General features: G+C 43.4%; 17 protein-coding genes and 1 other annotated feature. Of the genes, 14 read left to right on the forward strand and 3 right to left on the reverse strand.

Translation table 11 applies throughout. The features are described from left to right. Positions 1–19 precede the first annotated feature (19 nt). Positions 20–307, reverse strand: a complete 288-nt coding sequence (locus V1502_RS01095; protein WP_409252579.1) for a hypothetical protein — start codon at positions 305–307, stop codon at positions 20–22. Between the two features lie 193 nt (positions 308–500). Next, positions 501–1,211 carry a DUF2294 domain-containing protein gene (locus V1502_RS01100; RefSeq protein WP_409252580.1) on the reverse strand — a complete coding sequence of 237 codons (711 nt, stop codon included), beginning with the start codon at positions 1,209–1,211 and terminating at the stop codon, positions 501–503. A 452-nt stretch (positions 1,212–1,663) separates the two neighbouring features. On the opposite strand from V1502_RS01100, the gene V1502_RS01105 reads away from it, so the two are divergent. From V1502_RS01105 to V1502_RS01150, 10 genes are all read left to right on the forward strand, one after another. Beyond that, a complete protein-coding gene (locus tag V1502_RS01105; protein ID WP_409252581.1) occupies positions 1,664–2,662 on the forward strand; it encodes an alpha/beta fold hydrolase in 999 nt (332 codons plus the stop codon). Further along, positions 2,592–2,804 (forward strand): hypothetical protein, encoded by a 213-nt coding sequence (locus V1502_RS01110; protein ID WP_409252582.1) that lies wholly within the window; start codon positions 2,592–2,594, stop codon positions 2,802–2,804. The genes V1502_RS01105 and V1502_RS01110 overlap by 71 nt, the downstream gene beginning before the upstream one ends. A gap of 119 nt (positions 2,805–2,923) precedes the next feature. Continuing rightward, positions 2,924–4,123, forward strand: a complete 1,200-nt coding sequence (locus V1502_RS01115; RefSeq protein WP_409252583.1) for a glycine betaine/L-proline ABC transporter ATP-binding protein — start codon at positions 2,924–2,926, stop codon at positions 4,121–4,123. Continuing rightward, the gene (locus V1502_RS01120; protein ID WP_409252584.1) at positions 4,120–4,950 is read left to right on the forward strand and encodes an ABC transporter permease; all 831 of its coding nucleotides are present in this window, start codon (positions 4,120–4,122) and stop codon (positions 4,948–4,950) included. The genes V1502_RS01115 and V1502_RS01120 overlap by 4 nt, the downstream gene beginning before the upstream one ends. Before the next feature lie 18 nt (positions 4,951–4,968). Further along, complete coding sequence (locus V1502_RS01125; RefSeq protein ID WP_409252585.1) at positions 4,969–5,859, forward strand: glycine betaine ABC transporter substrate-binding protein; 891 nt, start codon at positions 4,969–4,971, stop codon at positions 5,857–5,859. A gap of 487 nt (positions 5,860–6,346) precedes the next feature. Then, positions 6,347–6,859 carry a CBO0543 family protein gene (locus V1502_RS01130; RefSeq protein ID WP_409252586.1) on the forward strand — a complete coding sequence of 171 codons (513 nt, stop codon included), beginning with the start codon at positions 6,347–6,349 and terminating at the stop codon, positions 6,857–6,859. A 160-nt stretch (positions 6,860–7,019) separates the two neighbouring features. Further along, positions 7,020–7,230: a binding site (T-box leader), on the forward strand. A gap of 52 nt (positions 7,231–7,282) precedes the next feature. Continuing rightward, positions 7,283–8,530: a tyrosine--tRNA ligase gene (tyrS, locus tag V1502_RS01135; RefSeq protein ID WP_409252587.1), complete on the forward strand. Its 1,248-nt coding sequence runs from the start codon at positions 7,283–7,285 to the stop codon at positions 8,528–8,530. Positions 8,531–8,648: 118 nt separating this feature from the next. Further along, a complete protein-coding gene (locus V1502_RS01140; protein ID WP_409252588.1) occupies positions 8,649–8,849 on the forward strand; it encodes a cold-shock protein in 201 nt (66 codons plus the stop codon). A 314-nt stretch (positions 8,850–9,163) separates the two neighbouring features. Then, complete coding sequence (locus V1502_RS01145) at positions 9,164–9,703, forward strand: GNAT family N-acetyltransferase (protein ID WP_409254262.1); 540 nt, start codon at positions 9,164–9,166, stop codon at positions 9,701–9,703. A 60-nt stretch (positions 9,704–9,763) separates the two neighbouring features. Next, a complete protein-coding gene (locus V1502_RS01150) occupies positions 9,764–10,684 on the forward strand; it encodes a DUF1002 domain-containing protein (RefSeq protein WP_409252589.1) in 921 nt (306 codons plus the stop codon). Positions 10,685–11,758: 1,074 nt separating this feature from the next. Here V1502_RS01150 and V1502_RS01155 read toward each other — a convergent pair. Next, positions 11,759–12,937 carry an IS256 family transposase gene (locus V1502_RS01155; protein WP_409250759.1) on the reverse strand — a complete coding sequence of 393 codons (1,179 nt, stop codon included), beginning with the start codon at positions 12,935–12,937 and terminating at the stop codon, positions 11,759–11,761. Between the two features lie 302 nt (positions 12,938–13,239). On the opposite strand from V1502_RS01155, the gene V1502_RS01160 reads away from it, so the two are divergent. The 4 genes from V1502_RS01160 (at position 13,240) to V1502_RS01175 (ending at position 17,243) form a co-directional block, all read left to right on the forward strand. After that, a complete protein-coding gene (locus V1502_RS01160) occupies positions 13,240–15,222 on the forward strand; it encodes an ABC transporter permease subunit (RefSeq protein WP_409252590.1) in 1,983 nt (660 codons plus the stop codon). Beyond that, the gene (locus V1502_RS01165; protein WP_409252591.1) at positions 15,185–15,553 is read left to right on the forward strand and encodes an EAL domain-containing protein; all 369 of its coding nucleotides are present in this window, start codon (positions 15,185–15,187) and stop codon (positions 15,551–15,553) included. The genes V1502_RS01160 and V1502_RS01165 overlap by 38 nt, the downstream gene beginning before the upstream one ends. Before the next feature lie 214 nt (positions 15,554–15,767). Next, entirely contained in the window at positions 15,768–16,523 is a 756-nt protein-coding gene (locus tag V1502_RS01170; protein WP_409252592.1) for a (S)-benzoin forming benzil reductase, read from the forward strand. Between the two features lie 123 nt (positions 16,524–16,646). Beyond that, the gene (locus tag V1502_RS01175) at positions 16,647–17,243 is read left to right on the forward strand and encodes a hypothetical protein (protein WP_409252593.1); all 597 of its coding nucleotides are present in this window, start codon (positions 16,647–16,649) and stop codon (positions 17,241–17,243) included. Positions 17,244–17,245: the final 2 nt, after the last annotated feature.

Consider the following 17,245-nt stretch of genomic DNA (forward strand, 5'->3'; position numbering starts at 1 on the left):
TTTTTCTTATATTCTTTTATTATTTAACAGGATGGATACTATGCCTCGTATAGAAACTCTGATAACGGTAAAATATTTCAAGCTGAACATTCTGATGGCTAAGATTGAAAGTATAATAGGTTTGAACAGAGGTAGAATTCTTCTCATACGGAAAAGAGAGTCTTGCTGCCTCAGATTCAATATGCGCCTCTAACTCGGCCTTCTTTATGGTGGCGGGCTGTTCACTTTGCTGCTGTACATTATCAATATAGTTATCTACGCATGACAAGAGTTCTTGTTCATTATGTGGTAGTTGATTGATGTTCATCCCGGTATATATCATCCTTTATCAAATAGATTATTTTTACAAAATATGGAAATTAAAAAAGTCAGAAAAGAAGGCGTGATCCTCCTCTTCTGACTTATGTCCGGTTCTATGCCCATTCATTGCTATCAGAATTAGAATTTTTTATTGTTGATAATGAAAATTCTTTTCTATGATAACATGAATGATATTATTATCAAAGGCTTTTGTTGGAGGGTTGGAGGTTGAAAAAAATGAGGCTTTTATCTTTATTGAAGCTCCAGTCAACAAAAAGGTCAGTCAGCTCCGCATTCAAATACTCTTCAAATTTGTGTTTATGTTCCAGTAACCGCCGTTTTTCTAAATTGCGTTTTGCTAATCGTAACGTCTCCTGAGAGCCAAGCCTGATCAGTTCCTTTTCAATACTGATGAATATTCCTTCCCTGATGATCAGCAAGGTCCGGGGATTGATCATGATGGAGTACGTATTCACCGGCGGCTTCTCTACCGCTGTACTGATTTGAATGATCTCTTTATTGACTGCGTCGCTGTTCTTATATTCATCAATGGATGGGAGGGGGTGGTCTGCATCAAAAGAAGACAGGACAGCGATCATCATGCCTGTTTTTGCTTCAAGTTCCCAGTCATAATAGAATTCTGCCACAGTGTGATTCGAATTTAATTCAATATAGGCTGTAATGTCCTGAATTAATGTCTCCATCATCAAATCTCTTGTTTTCTCAACATAGACAGTCTGGTTGCTGTCCATAAGGGATTTTTCCATGGGGGATAAAAAGCTGGATATATGCACCGCCACATAGGGTCCTGCCACTGAGCAGACCACATTGCCGGGGCCGCGGCCAAAGTGTTCGCGCAGCAAGCGGCCGATATAGCTGGAAATATTCTTCTCTAAATTAGTTTTTCCCATATACTACCTCTCCGATTAAATTATTCCTTATATAATTCCCTTTAAGAAAAAAATGAAACGTGTCCGGTTCTGCTTATATATTAGGATAAACAGATTAAGATGTTTCATACTTGAGATTGTAACATGTGGAATAAAGATCTAATGCTGGGTGAAATCGGGCCAATGCCGGAGAGTGATATCTAAGCCTGTTTGTATTTAAAGGTACGCTGTTTTCGTATAGATTGGTGCTATCGGAAAAATCCAAAGGGCCGGATTTTTCCCTCGGTTACAAGGGCTTATCTAACTGGACAGGGTGAATATCTCTTTTCTTTCTTGTTTACCGGGATAATTTGTATGAAATATAGCTATACCTCTTGAACTTCACAGTAAATAGCAACAAAGTTTAAGAAAAGACCCTAAAGGTAACAGGGGAAAAGATACGTAAATGATGGATAGAAAGGACGATAGTCTTTATGCAAGGCATCAAAAGGTGTGTGCTTACACACCCTTCAGGGAGGAAAATCACTTATGAAACGCTTGGAGACGTTTCTGGAACACCTGTCCTTTATTTTCATGGGTGGGGGTCCATTGCTTCCTCGATATTCTATGACCAGGAGTTTCTGCAGCAAAAGGGATTGTATATCCTGATGGTGAACCGACCGGGATATGGTGATTCCGATTTGGTTCACGACTACTCCATGGGAGATTATGCCGATGACGTTAAAGCGGTTATGGATCATTTGAATATAGAGAAGGCTCATGCTATAGCCTGGTCAAATGGAGGGTTGTTCTCCCAAGTATTTGCTTACCGGTATCCGCACAGGCTCTCCTCTCTTTCGTTGGCGGCAAGTGCTGTTCCCCTTAAGAATAAGGAAGCCAGCAAAGTGCTTCCCTTCCGATGGAAACTGATCAGGAAGCTGTATAAATTTGTTCCATACGTCATACGGGGATCATTAAACCGCGTGAACAGGCGCTGGACAAGGCGTATAAGACGGTTACTGCTCTGTTTACATTATAAAGAAAGGCAGAGGGGGGACCTGTCTAATTTAAAGAAGCAATTAAAAAAGCAGGCATCAGAGGGTTTGTTGGAGGCTTACCGGACAAAGGGTTGGGCTGAATACGAAGAGATCGCGGCGATGATGAATCCTTTTGAACTGCATGTATGGAAGCCGCCGTTTCCCGTTCATATCTGGTACGGCAGCAAGGATCATCTCTGGCCAAAGAAAACAGCACTCTATTTGCAAGATAACTATCATAGGTCCTGCGTCCATGCAGTCAGAGGAGAAGGACATTTCTTTTTTCTGATTTACTGGAAGGAGATGCTGGAGACGGCTTTTACTTCGAATAGGAAGAACAGATTAGGTAAACCTATTACAACAAACCTAAAGGAAGGTGTTGTGAATGGTGAAGCAGAAGTCTGGAAGAAACAAAGCAAAAGAGCAGCTGCAGTCCGTTTTAAGGGAAACCAATAACCCTGCCATCGTGAATGATGTAATCGATACCGAACTGGGGGCTATGCCCGGTGTTACAGCAGAAGAGTTGACGACAGCGGAACGATACTCAGTCCGTAACTCCACGGACGGAAAGACATGGAACAGCGCTGATGACCGCTGATATGGAAAGCAGGGCCCGATTGGGTCCTTTTTTTTGTCTGAAATATACATCTCGCTGAGTATGAAATGGTGAAAAGTACAAATAGTAATGTCAGAGAGTCTATAAAAGGAGACATGCGTATGTACAAAATTGAAGTCAACAACCTTACGAAAATCTTTGGTTCTAATCCCGCAGAAGGACTGAAAAGGTTGAAGGAAGGACAAGGCAAGCAGGAGATTTTAGAAGAAACCGGCTTAACCGTCGGTGTGAACAATGCTTCATTTCAAGTGAAAGAAGGAGAATTTTTTGTCATCATGGGCCTGTCAGGAAGCGGCAAATCCACGCTGATCAGGCTCGTAAACAGGCTGATAGAACCAACAGCCGGAGAAGTATTGATCGATGGACACAATATCACAGAGATGGAGAAGAAAGACCTGATGCTCACCCGAAGAAAAAAATTGGCAATGGTGTTCCAGAAGTTCGCTTTGTTCCCTCACAGGACTGTACAGGATAATGTAGAATACGGGCTTGAAATACAAGGGATAGCCAAGGAAGAGCGTTCCAAAAAAGCACTTAAATCCATACATGATGTCGGCTTGAAAGGCTATGAAGACAGTTATCCTGATGAGCTCAGCGGCGGGATGCAGCAGCGTGTCGGACTCGCCCGTGCCCTTGCGAATGACTCTGATATCCTTCTCATGGATGAAGCGTTCAGTGCTCTGGACCCACTGATCAGAAAAGAAATGCAGGATGAGCTGCTGCACCTGCAAAGCAAGCTCGGAAAAACGATATTGTTCATTACCCATGACCTGGATGAGGCACTCAAGCTTGGAGACAGGATTGCCATTATGAAAAATGGTTCGATTGTCCAGGTTGGGACAGCAGAAGAAATCCTTGAGAACCCAGCCAACGAATATGTTTATAACTTTGTTGAAGATGTCGATCGTTCCAAAGTGCTTGTTGCCGGTAATGTCATGAAGAAGCCGGATGTGGTCACAACGTGGAAGGACGGCCCGAGAATGGCGGTTAAAAAGATGGAAGATGCCGGTTTATCTAGTATCTTTGTAGTCGACAAAGATAAGAATTTAAAAGGGATATTAACGATTGATTCGGCTATCAAAGCCTATAAAGAAAATAAATGGGTGGAAGATGTGCTGGAACAGGATTATTTCACAACGGCACCTGACACACCCCTGAATGACTTGATTGGTGTAGCGGCGGAGTCCAGATACCCGATTGCAGTGGTGGAGGACAATAAACTGATGGGGATCATCGTAAGGGTTTCCATCCTGTCAGGACTTGTACTCGGTAAGGAGCAAAGCGAGGTGACGGCAGAATGAACTACTTTACATTACCATTGGAAGAATGGACTAACGACTTTGTATATGATTGGCTGATTCCCGTTTTAGGGGGATTCTTTGAAGCGGTCAGCGGTATCATTTCCTTTTTCATCAACGGAGTGGCGGATATTTTCGTTTGGATTCCAGCTGAGGTCATGGCGATCATTCTGATTCTTCTTGCTTGGAGGTTCGCGGGGAAAGGTGTGGCGGTCTTCACTTTGATTGGCGTGTTTTATCTCGGCTCGGTCAATCTTTGGGAGGATGCCATGTTAACATTGGCAGTCGTTATCGTAGCAACATTGTTCTCCATTGTCATTGGGGTTCCGCTGGGGATTCTTGCCGCCAAATCGGAAGCATTGGATAAAATCGTAAGACCTGTCCTTGACTTCATGCAGACGCTGCCAAGTTTCGTTTATCTGATTCCGGCAATCCTGCTGTTTGGATTAGGCGAAGTTCCGGCGGTTATTTCCACCTTTGTATTTGCGACACCGCCTGCTGTCAGGATGACCAGTCTAGCCATCAGGCAGGTGCCGGCGGATATAGTGGAAGCGGCTAGAGCATTCGGTTCTACGTCGTGGCAGATGCTGACTAAGGTTCAGCTCCCTGTCGCAGTCCCAACCATCATGGCAGGGATCAACCAAACGATCATGCTTGCCTTGTCCATGGCGGTTATCGCCTCAATGATTGGGGCGCCTGGCTTGGGATCCACCGTTTTGGCTGGTATTTCGAGTGTAAACGTAGGCTTAGGGCTGGTCGGCGGTCTTGGAATTGTTGTGTTGGCCATTATACTTGACCGGATCACGCAAGGGTTGGGTCAGAAAAAATAAGAAAAGGGGTTCAATGATATGAAAATATGGAAGATTGGCTTCATCTTGGTTCTTGCTGCATTCCTGCTGATTGCCTGTGGAACTGGCGCTAATGATGAAGGAGAAGATAATGCAGAACAGAATGGCGGAAACAATGAAGGTGTCACTGTTACCTTTGGCGTAACTCCGTGGACAAGTACAGTACCGCCAACTAAAGTGGCAAAGCTGATTTTGGAAGATATGGGATACACAGTCAACGAAACAAAGGCGGATGCCGGCGGGGTATATACAGGTTTGGCGAGAGGAGACCTGGATGTGTTCATGGACGCATGGCTTCCGGTCATGCATGCCAACTACATGGAAAAGTACGGAGACCAACTTGATGATACGGCAGTCAGCTATACGGAAGGGGAGCTGGGCTGGGTCATTCCGACATATGTAGAGGGAATTGAATCCGTCGAGGATATCAAAGGAAAAGAAGACCTTTTCGGCGGAAAAATCTATGGGATTGAAGAGGGGGCTGGAATGACGGTCACTTCAAAAGAAATGATTGAAGAATTGGGGCTTGATCTTGAATATGTAGCCTCCAGTGAAGGCGGGATGCTAGCCCAGGCACAGCGAATGATGGGAAATGAGGAGCCAGTATTATTCCTTGGCTGGCGTCCTCACCCTATGTTCGCCAACTATGACTTAAAAGTATTGGAGAGCCCTGAAGAGTTCTTCCAAACATCAGAAGTCCATGTCATCACAAACAAGGAACTGAAAGACGATGCGGCTGAAGCCTACGAGTTCCTGAGCAAGTGGAATATGCCGGTAAAGGACATTGAAGATATGATCGTCAAAATTGACGAAGGACAAGACGCAGAAGAAGTCGCCCAAGAATGGATTGACAACCACCAAGAAAAAGTAAAAGAAATGAAAGGCGAATAACCTCAGAGGACCAGCCGTGGCTGGTCCTCTTCAATACTTTAAAGCGCTAAGAGGGACAGTCCCTCTTAGTGCTTTAAAGTAATAAAGTAATTGTTTTTGCTGTCAAACACTGTTTTGCAGGTGTTAGGAGGGTATACAGTCAAATTTGCCTGCAAATCAAAGGACTTTTTGTAGGTGTTTTTCCCGTTTAAATGGACTTACCTACAAATAACGTATGTTTTGGTAGGTCGCAGAAGGAGTTTTAGTCAATTCACCTACGAATCAATGGAGAATTTGCAGGTGGCTTCACTCGGTGGGGAACAAATATTAATGTCGCCTTTTATACTTCTTTTTCCCCAAATATATTCGATACATCGGCGATTTATTATACAGTAAGTCCAGAGACACAGATATGAATTGAGAGTAGAAGAGTTAGTAAAAAGATATCCCCTGTTATAAAAAAACGCCAATAGTGGCAGAATGAGAACAAAAACCGGAGAATCACGATATGTATTTATTGCTTGTTGTCATAGTTTACATTATATTTGCTGTTGTTTTTGTAGATTGGAAGCGGTGGAAGGACTACTACCCGACAATTCAATATTATTTGATCTGCAACCTCACCTATAATTTCTTGTTTTACAACCATACGCTTTGGGCGTATAAGGCCGTGACGGTAGAGTGGCTAAACCATACCCTCATTGAACTCACCTTTTCCTTCATTATTCTGCCGGTCGTTTTGATGATGTACCTGAGGTATTATCCAAACGGCAAGAATTCAGTAATCTACATAGCCGCATGGGTTGCCTATTTTACCTTTCTTGAATACATTTTCTATAAGAGGGGCCTCTTTGTTTATGACAATGGATGGGGTCCAAGCTGGTCGTTGTTATTTAATATCATCATGTTTGTCATGATCCGGCTTCATTTTAAAAATAAATTGCTTGCACTGATTGTTTCTGTTCCGCTTATTGCTGTGCTGCTGCTGATCTTTCACCCATCACTCGAAGACATGAAGTAGAAGGTGGTATTTATGCCTGAGTTAAGCCTCCCGGTGTTCCTCATTTTATTAATGGGAACCTATATATGGATGGGACTGTATTTAAAAAAGCAAAAAAATAAGATGAAATAAAAAAACCTTGTGTTTCCAGGTGAGATTCGGTAAACTGTTTCTAATTTAAATATCAGTGTTGACAGGAATAAGTAGCAGTTCATCTCCCTATTGCAGAGAGCCGGTGGTAGTGAAAACCGGTATAAAGGTGAATGTGAATTACCTCCTCGAGCTTTCTTTGTGAAATTTCAGTAGCAAAGGACGGTTGAACCGTTATGTCTGAGAGTGGAAGAGCGATCTTCAACGAGGGTGGTACCGCGTGCAATAACCACGTCCCTTTTTAGGGAGGTGGTTTTTTTGTATTCAAAATTATTTCTTAAGGAGGAGAACACGATGGCAGATTGGATGAAAGACCTGAATGAAGACCAGTTGAAAGAAGTAGAAAGGCAGTTCGAAATCTATGCCGGCGGTGTACAGGAAATCATCCCGGAAGCCGAACTGAAGCAGAAGATCGCCAAATCAATCAAAACAAATACACCCCTGAAAATCAAACTGGGACTGGACCCTTCGGCACCGGATGTTCATATCGGCCATACGGTTGTTTTAAATAAAATGAGGCAGTTTCAGGAGAATGGCCACATTGTTCAGCTGATCATCGGCGATTTCACAGGGAAAATCGGGGACCCAACCGGGAAATCGGCAGCGAGGAAGCAGCTGACGGATGAAGAAGTGAAGCATAATGCCCACACGTATTTTGAACAGTTCGGCAAGGTGCTCGATAAGGAAAAAGTGAAACTCTTTTACAATTCCAAATGGCTGAAAGACCTCAATCTTGAAGATGTCATCCACTTGGCTGGCAGTATCACAGTAGCAAGACTGCTTGAACGGAATGATTTCTCGGCACGGCTGAAGGAAGGAAAGCCAATCTCGCTCCATGAGTTCTTCTACCCGCTGATGCAGGGATACGATTCCGTTGTCCTGGAAAGTGACGTTGAACTCGGAGGGACCGATCAGCACTTCAATGTCCTGATGGGACGGGGCTTGCAGGAGCACTACGGTAAAGAGAAACAAGTCGTGATGATGCTGCCGCTCCTGGAAGGCCTCGATGGCAAAGATAAGATGTCCAAGTCAAAACATAATTACATCGGCATTGATGAGCCGCCTAAGGAGATGTTCGGGAAGACGATGTCCATCCCGGATGAACTGATGATGAAATACTTTGAATTGGCCACAGATTTATCTCTGGAAGAAAAGAAAAGCATCAAGGAAAATCTTGATAACGGAAGCCTTCACCCGAGGGATGCTAAGATGCTGCTGGGGCGGACACTCGTCAGGATGTACCATGGCGGGGAAGCGGCCGAAGCTGCAGAGGCCCAATTCAAAGCCGTTTTTCAAAAGGGAGCGGTTCCCGATGACATCCCTGTCGTACAATGGAAAGGGGAAACGCGGATATCCGTTGTGGAGCTTCTCGTAGAATTGGGAATGATGACTTCTAAGAGCGAGGCACGCAGAATGATTGGAAACGGTGGAGTGAAAATTGATGGTCAAAAAGTCGGCAATCCTGCTCTTGAGGTATCTTTGATCGATGGTCTGATCATCAATGTAGGCAAGCGGAGGTTCACAAAAATCATGCTGAATTAAAAAAAGTTTTAAGAAATTGGTAATTCATGTTTAAGGCGGATTCAGCTGGGTATAATAAGTTAAGTAAAATACTATAACGAAATATTTGTTTTGTTAGACATTAGGAGGAAAAAGAAAAATGGAACATGGTAAAGTAAAATGGTTCAACAGTGAAAAAGGATTTGGATTCATCGAGCGCGAAGGCGGAGACGATGTATTCGTACACTTCTCAGCAATTCAAGGTGAAGGCTACAAAACGTTAGACGAAGGACAGGAAGTTACTTTCGATATCGAAGAAGGCCAACGCGGTCCCCAAGCGACAAACGTACAAAAAGCCTAATAATGATACAAACGATAAACAAGCTCTCTCCTTTGAGGGCTTGTTTTTTTGTTGGTTGTATGGAGTCTGCACAGCAATAATCAACCATTTTAATGATGAAAGTATGGAGGGGCGTGCTTGCTGGGTTGAGCAGCTTCTTTCCCAAATCATGAAGTTTGGATTGCGAGCGCTGGCCATCGTTTTTGGGTTTGTTTATAACTGATGTCCCGGATGAACCAAGTCCCAGATGGAAAGGCTGCCTCATAGCCCATTTCAGAAACAGGTGTCTCATGAGATCGAATGGGGTAATAATACTGAAAAAAGGCGGTGTTATCTTGATAGAGTTGCAGCTTTTTTCAGAAGAGGACTTCGATCAGTTGATCGCCTGGTTGGATTCCAAACGTGAGTATATTCAGTGGGGAGGCGGTGGATTCGGTTACCCGCTGACACGCCAAAACCTCCATCTACATATAAAAGATGCGAACAAACAAGACAGTAAAAAATTTGTCTATAAGGTGGTCGAAAGGGCTTCTGGTAAAGCAGTCGGACACATTTCCCTGGAAAGCATCGACAGGGAAAATCGCTCCGCCAGGGTCTGCAGGGTATTGGTTGGGGAGGATTCCATGCGCGGCAAAGGAGTCGGAGGAGCAATGATGGAAGAAATCCTGAAAGTTGCCTTTGGTCAGCTCCACCTTCACAGAGTGAGTTTGGGCGTCTATGACTTTAACCATTCGGCGATCAAGTGCTATGAAAAAGCAGGTTTTAAAAAAGAAGGGTTGAAGCGCGATGTTCAAAGGTATGAAGAAGAGTACTGGAACTTATGGGAGATGAGTATCCTGGAAGATGAATGGAATAAAAAAGTAGACATATTCTAAGAGTAAAGTGATATGATGTTCCTGTGACATATCTTTCAAGAAAAAAGGAGAACTAATTGAATGATGAAGCAATGGAGTAAGCTCGCTTTAATTCTTGCAGTCTTTTTTGGTTTATTTGCAAACAGTACAGTCATGGCAGCCGATAATGAAAAAAACAAAGATAGCATAAATGAAAAGTTTGGACTTCCGATCGTCGTTTTGGGCGAATCCCTGTCCCAAGCTCAAAAAGAAGAAGTCAGGAAAGCCCTTGAAGTGGACGACCCTGAAATGGTAGAAGAGATTACGGTAACAGGTGAAGACCTGGCCCGCTATATCCAGGGAGAAGATCGAAACGCGAGAATGTTTTCATCCGCGAAGATCACCAGAAAAGAAAAAGGAGAAGGCCTTATTATCGAAAGAGCCACTCCAGGAAATATCACGGAAGTAACGGATGAAATGTATGCCAATGCTTTATTGACAGCAGGAGTCGAGGACGCGACGGTCGTTGTTGCTTCGCCGATCAAAGTCAGCGGCCACTCTGCGCTGACTGGTATTTATAAGGCTTATGAAGTCAGTGGTGAGAAGCTCGATACGGTCCGGATGGAAGTGGCCAATGAAGAGCTTGGAATCGCAACTGAACTGGCCAAAGAAGAAGGGATGGATCAAGAGAAGGTCAGCGAACTTTTGACCGAAATCAAAAAGCAGATTGCTGAGCAGAATCCAGCCACTAAGGAGGATGTGGAGCGGATTGTGAATGAGCAGCTGCAGAAGCTCAACATCGAGTTAAGCCCTGAAGACCGTCAGCTGCTGATCGATCTATTTGAAAAAATGAGAAACCTCGATATTAATTTCGATAATGTGAAAAGTCAGCTTGAAGATATCTCCAATGATATCAAACAGAGATTAGAGGAAGTGGTGGGTGAAGAAGGAAAAGGATTTTTACAAGGGGTTCTAGACTTCTTCCGTAACTTGTTCCAGTCAATTGCAGATTTATTTAAATAAGATAATTCGTAGAAAATCCGGAGGACATTCTTCCGGATTTTTTTATGGTTAAAAAAAGTCCAATATGACCTGGAGTTACCTTGGAGGAGATTAGGTGTGCGGTGCCGAGTTGGTAGTGGGGGTAGCAGTGGATTAAAAGGAACCCGCTTGCACCGTGGATTTGAAAAAATCCAGAATCGGAGTAGTCAAAGGAGCCGAATGGCACCGTGGAATGAGAAAATCTCAGAAACGGGGTAGTCAAAGGAGTCGAATGGCGCCGTGGAATGAGAAAACCTTAGAATCGGAGTAGTCAAAGTAGCCCAATGGCGCAGTGGAATGGAAAAAACTCAGAATCGGGGTAGTCAAAGGAGCCGAATGGCGCCGTGGAATGAGAAAATCTCAGAAACGGGGTAGTCAAAGGAGTCGAATGGCGCCGTGGAATGAGAAAACCTTAGAATCGGAGTAGTCAAAGTAGCCCAATGGCGCCGTGGAATGGAAAACCCCTCAGAATCGGAGTAGTCAAAGAAGTCCAATGGCGCCGTGGAATGGAAAAAACTCAGAAACGGGGTAGTCAAAGGAGCCGAATGGCGCCGTGGAATGAGAAAATCTCAGAAACGGGGTAGTCAAAGGAGTCGAATGGCGCCGTGGAATGAGAAAACCTCAGAATTGGAGTAGCCAAAGGAGCCGAATGGCACCGTGGAATGAGAAAATCTCAGAAACGGGGTAGTCAAAGGAGTCGAATGGCGCCGTGGAATGAGAAAACCTTAGAATCGGAGTAGTCAAAGTAGCCCAATGGCGCAGTGGAATGGAAAAAACTCAGAATCGGGGTAGTCAAAGGAGCCGAATGGCGCCGTGGAATGAGAAAATCTCAGAAACGGGGTAGTCAAAGGAGTCGAATGGCGCCGTGGAATGAGAAAACCTCAGAATCGGAGTAGTCAAAGGAGTCCAATTGTCAAGTCCCTATTAGTGTGTAAATATGTTTAACGACCAAAGATAATTATCATTGTTTGCTTATTATTTGAATATTCAGTCTGGTGGAGGGGCGGGGAGCCCCTCCACCAGACTGAATATTTTTTTGACTTTTTTCTGGATCTTTTATTGCATTTTCAAATTACGCAAATAAGGTTTTTGTTTCTTCCACTCTTCTTCAATATCCATGAGTACTGATCCAATGATTCGTATGGCAGATTGATCGTTGGGAAAGATGGAGATTACTTTTTCCCTTCTGCGGATTTCTCTGTTTTGTCGTTCAAGCATATTGGTGGTTCTTAAGTGAACATGATGTCTCATTTCGTGAGCATGATATTGAATGGAGTCCTCAAATCCCTCATCTAATACTTGAAGAGCTTTTTGGAACTTCTTCGTTTCTTGATACTTAACCATAAATTCTTCTTTTAATTTTCTTGCTTGGGAAAGCTGAGAGGTTCTGAAGATATCCTTAAGCTCCTGCCTAATCTCCTCCGTGTTTTTCTTGGGTAGGGCGTCCGAGATGTTTCTTATAAAATGGAAAGTACATCTTTGCCAGGAAGTTCCTAAGAAAGATTGCTTAATAGCACTGACTAATCCAGCATGGGCATCAGAAATGACCATCTTAGGAGACTGAAGGCCTCTAGATTTCAAATGAGTAAAAAAGGTTGTCCAGCTTTCCAAAGATTCTCCATGAGTAACTTGGAGACCGATTATTTCCCTGTGGCCTTCTTCATTAACAGCACACGCAACATGAACTCCTTTTGAAACAACCTTATCGTTCTCCCGAACTTTTATGTACATAGCATCCACATATAAGTACGGAAAGTACATTGTGTTTAGAGGACGGTTTCTCCATTCATTTACAATGGGATCTAAAGATTTTGTTAACTCAGAGACAAAAGACTTTGAAACTCCTTTCCCACATAGTTGTTCAACAATCTTAGTCACTTTTCGGGTTGACACCCCGTTGACAACCATCTCCATCATGGACAGAATAAGAGCCTGTTCGCAGCGTTGATACTTCATAAATACAGTGGTAGAAAATTCCCCATCTCTTGTGCGGGGAACTTTCAATTTTAATGTTCCAGAAGGAGATATTAACTCACGTTCATAGTAACCATTCCGGTAGCCTTTTCTATCTTCAGAGCGCTCATGCGGAAGAGCATTTATATATTCATCTCTTTCTTTTTCCATTAAGCCATTCAGTATCAATGATAAAGAAGCTTTAACAGGTGATTCTAAGGGACTGCTTTCAATCTTAGCTTTAAGATCTTCTAAGTTTATAGTAATATTTAATTGGGTCATCTTTTCATACCTCCATGTTTGGTTTGTTTTTTTGGTCGAAAACATTTTAACATGGGTCATGAAAGATGACCTTTTTTATTTACACAATTATATGGACTTTATCAGTCCAATGACGCCACGGAATGAGAAAACCTTAGAATCGGAGTAGTCAAAGTAGCCCAATGGCGCCGGGGAATTATAATACCTAAGGAAGTGCTATGGCCGAGCCCGCACTTGTAAATCAACGAAGTGCATTAGCCGAAAAATTCATAATTGCTTAAATTTTACAATAATATTACAATGATTACGAAAGGGGGATGAGGATGCGGAGTAAATTATTTTTCCTGTTGAAAGTGCCTTTTTATTATTTTCTAGGAATTGTCGGGATCGTGTTTGTCAGTATAGCTCCTCATGCGTTCAGGGAGAGGGGAATATACAATGGGATCGGCTACTTGGAAGAGTTCTTCAAGTTTGCTTTTTCATTGCCGAAAAAGGAAACGTGGTTCTATATGTACAAGGGGTATGAGGTCGATGTCATAGAAATGCTGCTGGACCCCTATTATTATTCTTTGCAGATTCTGTTTGGTGCATTGGGAGCCGGATTGGGGCTGGCGTTGATTCTTACTTATTTCACCGTGCTGATGCCTAAATGGCTGATGTCACCGATAAAAAAGTCACTGGGTTTTCTGGAGACAGTCCCGGATTTGATGGTGGCTTTTTTGCTGCAGTTGTTCCTTGTCTTTTTCTACAAAGCGTTCGGTGTGGAGTTAATGCTGTTTACCGCTTTGGGGGAAGAAAGGGTATTTCTCGCGCCGATCATCACGCTATCCATCATACCGATGCTGTCATTCTACCGGATCCTGCTTCTGTTAACAGAAGAGGAATTGCTGAAGACGCACGTAGACTTTGCCCGAAGCAAAGGGTTGGGGAAGACGAAGATCCTGCGATCATACATCGCTAAAAATATTTCTCCAAGCGTTTTCTACCATGGAAAAATCATTGTATGGGGAATGTTATCAAGTTTATTCATCATTGAAACGGTTTTTAACATGAGAGGGATCACCTATTACATTGTTGCCGATTTCAGGCCCATCACCATAGCCGCTGCACTCATCATGATTTATACACCTTTTTTCTTCCTCTATCAAATCATCTATACATGGCTCAGAACCGAAGATATAGAAGACCATTCAAAATATAAAAAAGATCGTTCGCCGTTTCTGGAATGGAAAATCTGGGGATACCTCGCAACACTTTGGAGACTACTCATCCAGCACATGAAAAACCCCAAGTTTGCGATAGGGTTCCTGGCGCTTTTTTCTATGATTACGTATAGTATCCTTTATACTATTTTTGCGAAAACTCCGGTCGATCAGGTCATTTGGCTCCGGGATGAGAATGGAAAGCTGATCAGCGCCCCTCCTCATAAGCCATCGGAACTTATGATTCTGGGCTCTGATTATTACGGGTACAGCATCCTGGATCAATTGATTGTCGGAGCTAAGTACACGCTGATTTTTGCGCTGATAGTAGCCTTGCTGAGGGTAATCCTTGGATTCTATCTATCTGTCTACTATCATTTCTACCTTAATGAATACAGAAAGAATTGGATGACGAGGATTGTGGATTCCATCCACTTCCTGCCACTGAGTATCATTGCATACCTACTATTGAGACCTGTGTTATGGCAGGATCCGTTCTCTGATATTCATTATTCCATGATGGAAAAGCTGTTATTCGAAGCATTCATATTAACGATACTTGTCATTCCGTTGACGACCGTCTTGATTGGAAATGAGATGAGGGAGTTGTCCAAAAATGAGTTCATTTTGAATGCCAAGCTAATGGGAGGAAGCAACAGGCACATCCTATGGACCCACCTTTTTCCGCACTTGGCTCCGAGGTTGTTCATTCTCTTTGGCCAGCAGTTTATTCAAGTGCTCTTTATTCTTGTTCACCTGGGGTTATTTCACCTTTTTCTCGGGGGGACGATTGTATCAAGAGGGGACGTACCCGACCCTCCTAAAACGTCAACCTTTGAATGGTCGGGATTGATCAGTTCCACGAAAAATGCACTGATGACCGGTAATTACGCGATAGTGCTCGCACCGTTGGCCGCTTTCATGATCTCCATCATTGCGATGCAGCTGATTGTGCAAGGGGTGAAGGAAATTCAGCAGAAAAAAGTCGGGCTGACCGTATTCAAACGAAAACCAAAGAAGGAAAAAGCAGTGAAGGAAAAAGCAGTCCAGCCCAGGCCGGCAGACTTTGTCATCACACCTTCAAAAGCAGTCGACCATCACTAAAGAATACCCGCTGTTTCATGAGAATCAGCGGGCTCTTTCATTCTATTATTCTTCTAATGGTTCTTCATCCGGATCCGATACCATTAAAATTGATAAATCATTCATCGACGACCTGACAGCAGATCAATCAGCCATGGTGTCCACCATTCTTTCAATAGCCTTACACAATGGACTTGGGGTGATTGCCGAAGGAGTGGAGCTGAAGGAACAGGTAACACTGCTGCAAAGCCTTGGCTGTGTTGATATCCAAGGCTATTACTACAGCCGTCCGCTTCCCCCCCGGGGAAATCAAGGAAAAATATATAATCAAAGCGGTATGAGGTATGAATAGTTCGAAGTGGACTGACAATACATATATTGCTATAAGTAAGGCATAAAAACAGGGGCTGCTGCCTGTTATTAGAAGGTGAGAATTGGTTGTTAGGAGGATACAAGGTATATTAGTTGGAAGCTGATAAATTTTTGTGAATCATCATGTTCAAATGCTCAATCGCTTTATCAGCAGGAAAATTTTTTATATACTCAGGAAAAAAGGAGTGGTCGACATGGCATATGCGATTATCACAGGTGCTTCAAAAGGGCTTGGGGCAGCAGCGGCGAAACAGCTGCTTTCTGAAGGCCTGAATATTATTTCGGTATCACGTTCAGAAAATGAGGAACTAAAAAATATGGCAAAGACAAGCAATGGAGACTACACCCATTTCTCCTGTGACCTAGGGAACAGTTCGGAAGTACAGACCGTTTTCTCAGACATTGCTGGTACGGTTTTTGGGAATGAACAGGAAAGGGTCTACCTCATCAATAATGCCGGAATGGTGGACCCTATCGAAACAGCTGGAAACCTGAATGGGGAGAAAACAGCGGCGAACGTGAATGTTAACCTTTTGGCCCCTATGATCATCAGCGATATTTTTCTTGAAAAGGTACAAAATTCTAGAGCGGAATTGATCATTGCCAACATTACCTCCGGTGCCGGCAGCAGGCCAATTCATGGATGGAGTGTGTATTGCAGCACTAAAGCAGGAATCAATATGTTTACCCAGACTGTTGCATTGGAATTAGAGAGCCGAAACAGCAGGCACAAGGTTTTTGCCTTCAGTCCGGGGATCATGGATACCGACATGCAGTCCACGATCCGCTCATCATCCAAATCGGCATTCAAGGACATAGATACCTTCAGGAAGTATAAGGAGGAAGGGATGCTCCGGGATACTGAAACGGTTGCGGGAGCTTTGGTGAAAGTTTTAAAAAGCAACAATATTGAAAATGGGAAAATATATCAAATCAATGCGCTTCTATAAAAGAACAAGCTGGCTTTCACGCCGGCTTGTTTTTATTTTGGACGCAGGATAAAGGAATCAAGGTATCCAGGGGCTAATACTATAGTAGAAAGAAACTTACAACATGTATAGGAGGGATAGCCAATGAGATACCGTATGGGTTTCCTATTGCTGCTCTTTAGTTTGCTGCTGGTCGGATGTGCAGACGAAAAAGGTGGAAGCGGCACTATTTCTATTATGCCCTATTCCTTAAGTGAGGAAGAACAGGGACTCATCAGCAAAACGGGGGTGGACTCCATCCAATTCTTCAAGCTGGATGGCACTCTGGCAGAGGGAGAAGACCTTCAGTTCTCAATGGAAGTTTATAAGGATGGCAAGCTAGCAGATGATCAGGTTTATGCGTATGGGCAAGTGGAAAAAGAATTTAATCAGGCACTTCTCTCTTATGGAGTCGACAGACAAGACAACAATATTATCTTTTTAAATGGATTTGATAATGGGCTGACAGAAAGCAAGGAAGAACTCCCTGAAATAGGAATGTCCTCGTTTACTTCGTTCCTTAATGAGAAACAGCACTTGGTCAAAGATGAACCTCTGTATCTTACGATGTGGATTGGAACGAACGGGAATGAGTTAGCGGCGATTGGTCTTGAAGAGGATGGGACGCTCTCAGATGAAATAGAAGGAGCGGATGCTGCATATGTTTTTAAGGTGACATTGACAGACTACGGAGAAGAATAGAG

Source organism: Rossellomorea sedimentorum, from assembly GCF_046237645.1.
Taxonomy (GTDB): domain Bacteria; phylum Bacillota; class Bacilli; order Bacillales; family Bacillaceae_B; genus Rossellomorea; species Rossellomorea sedimentorum.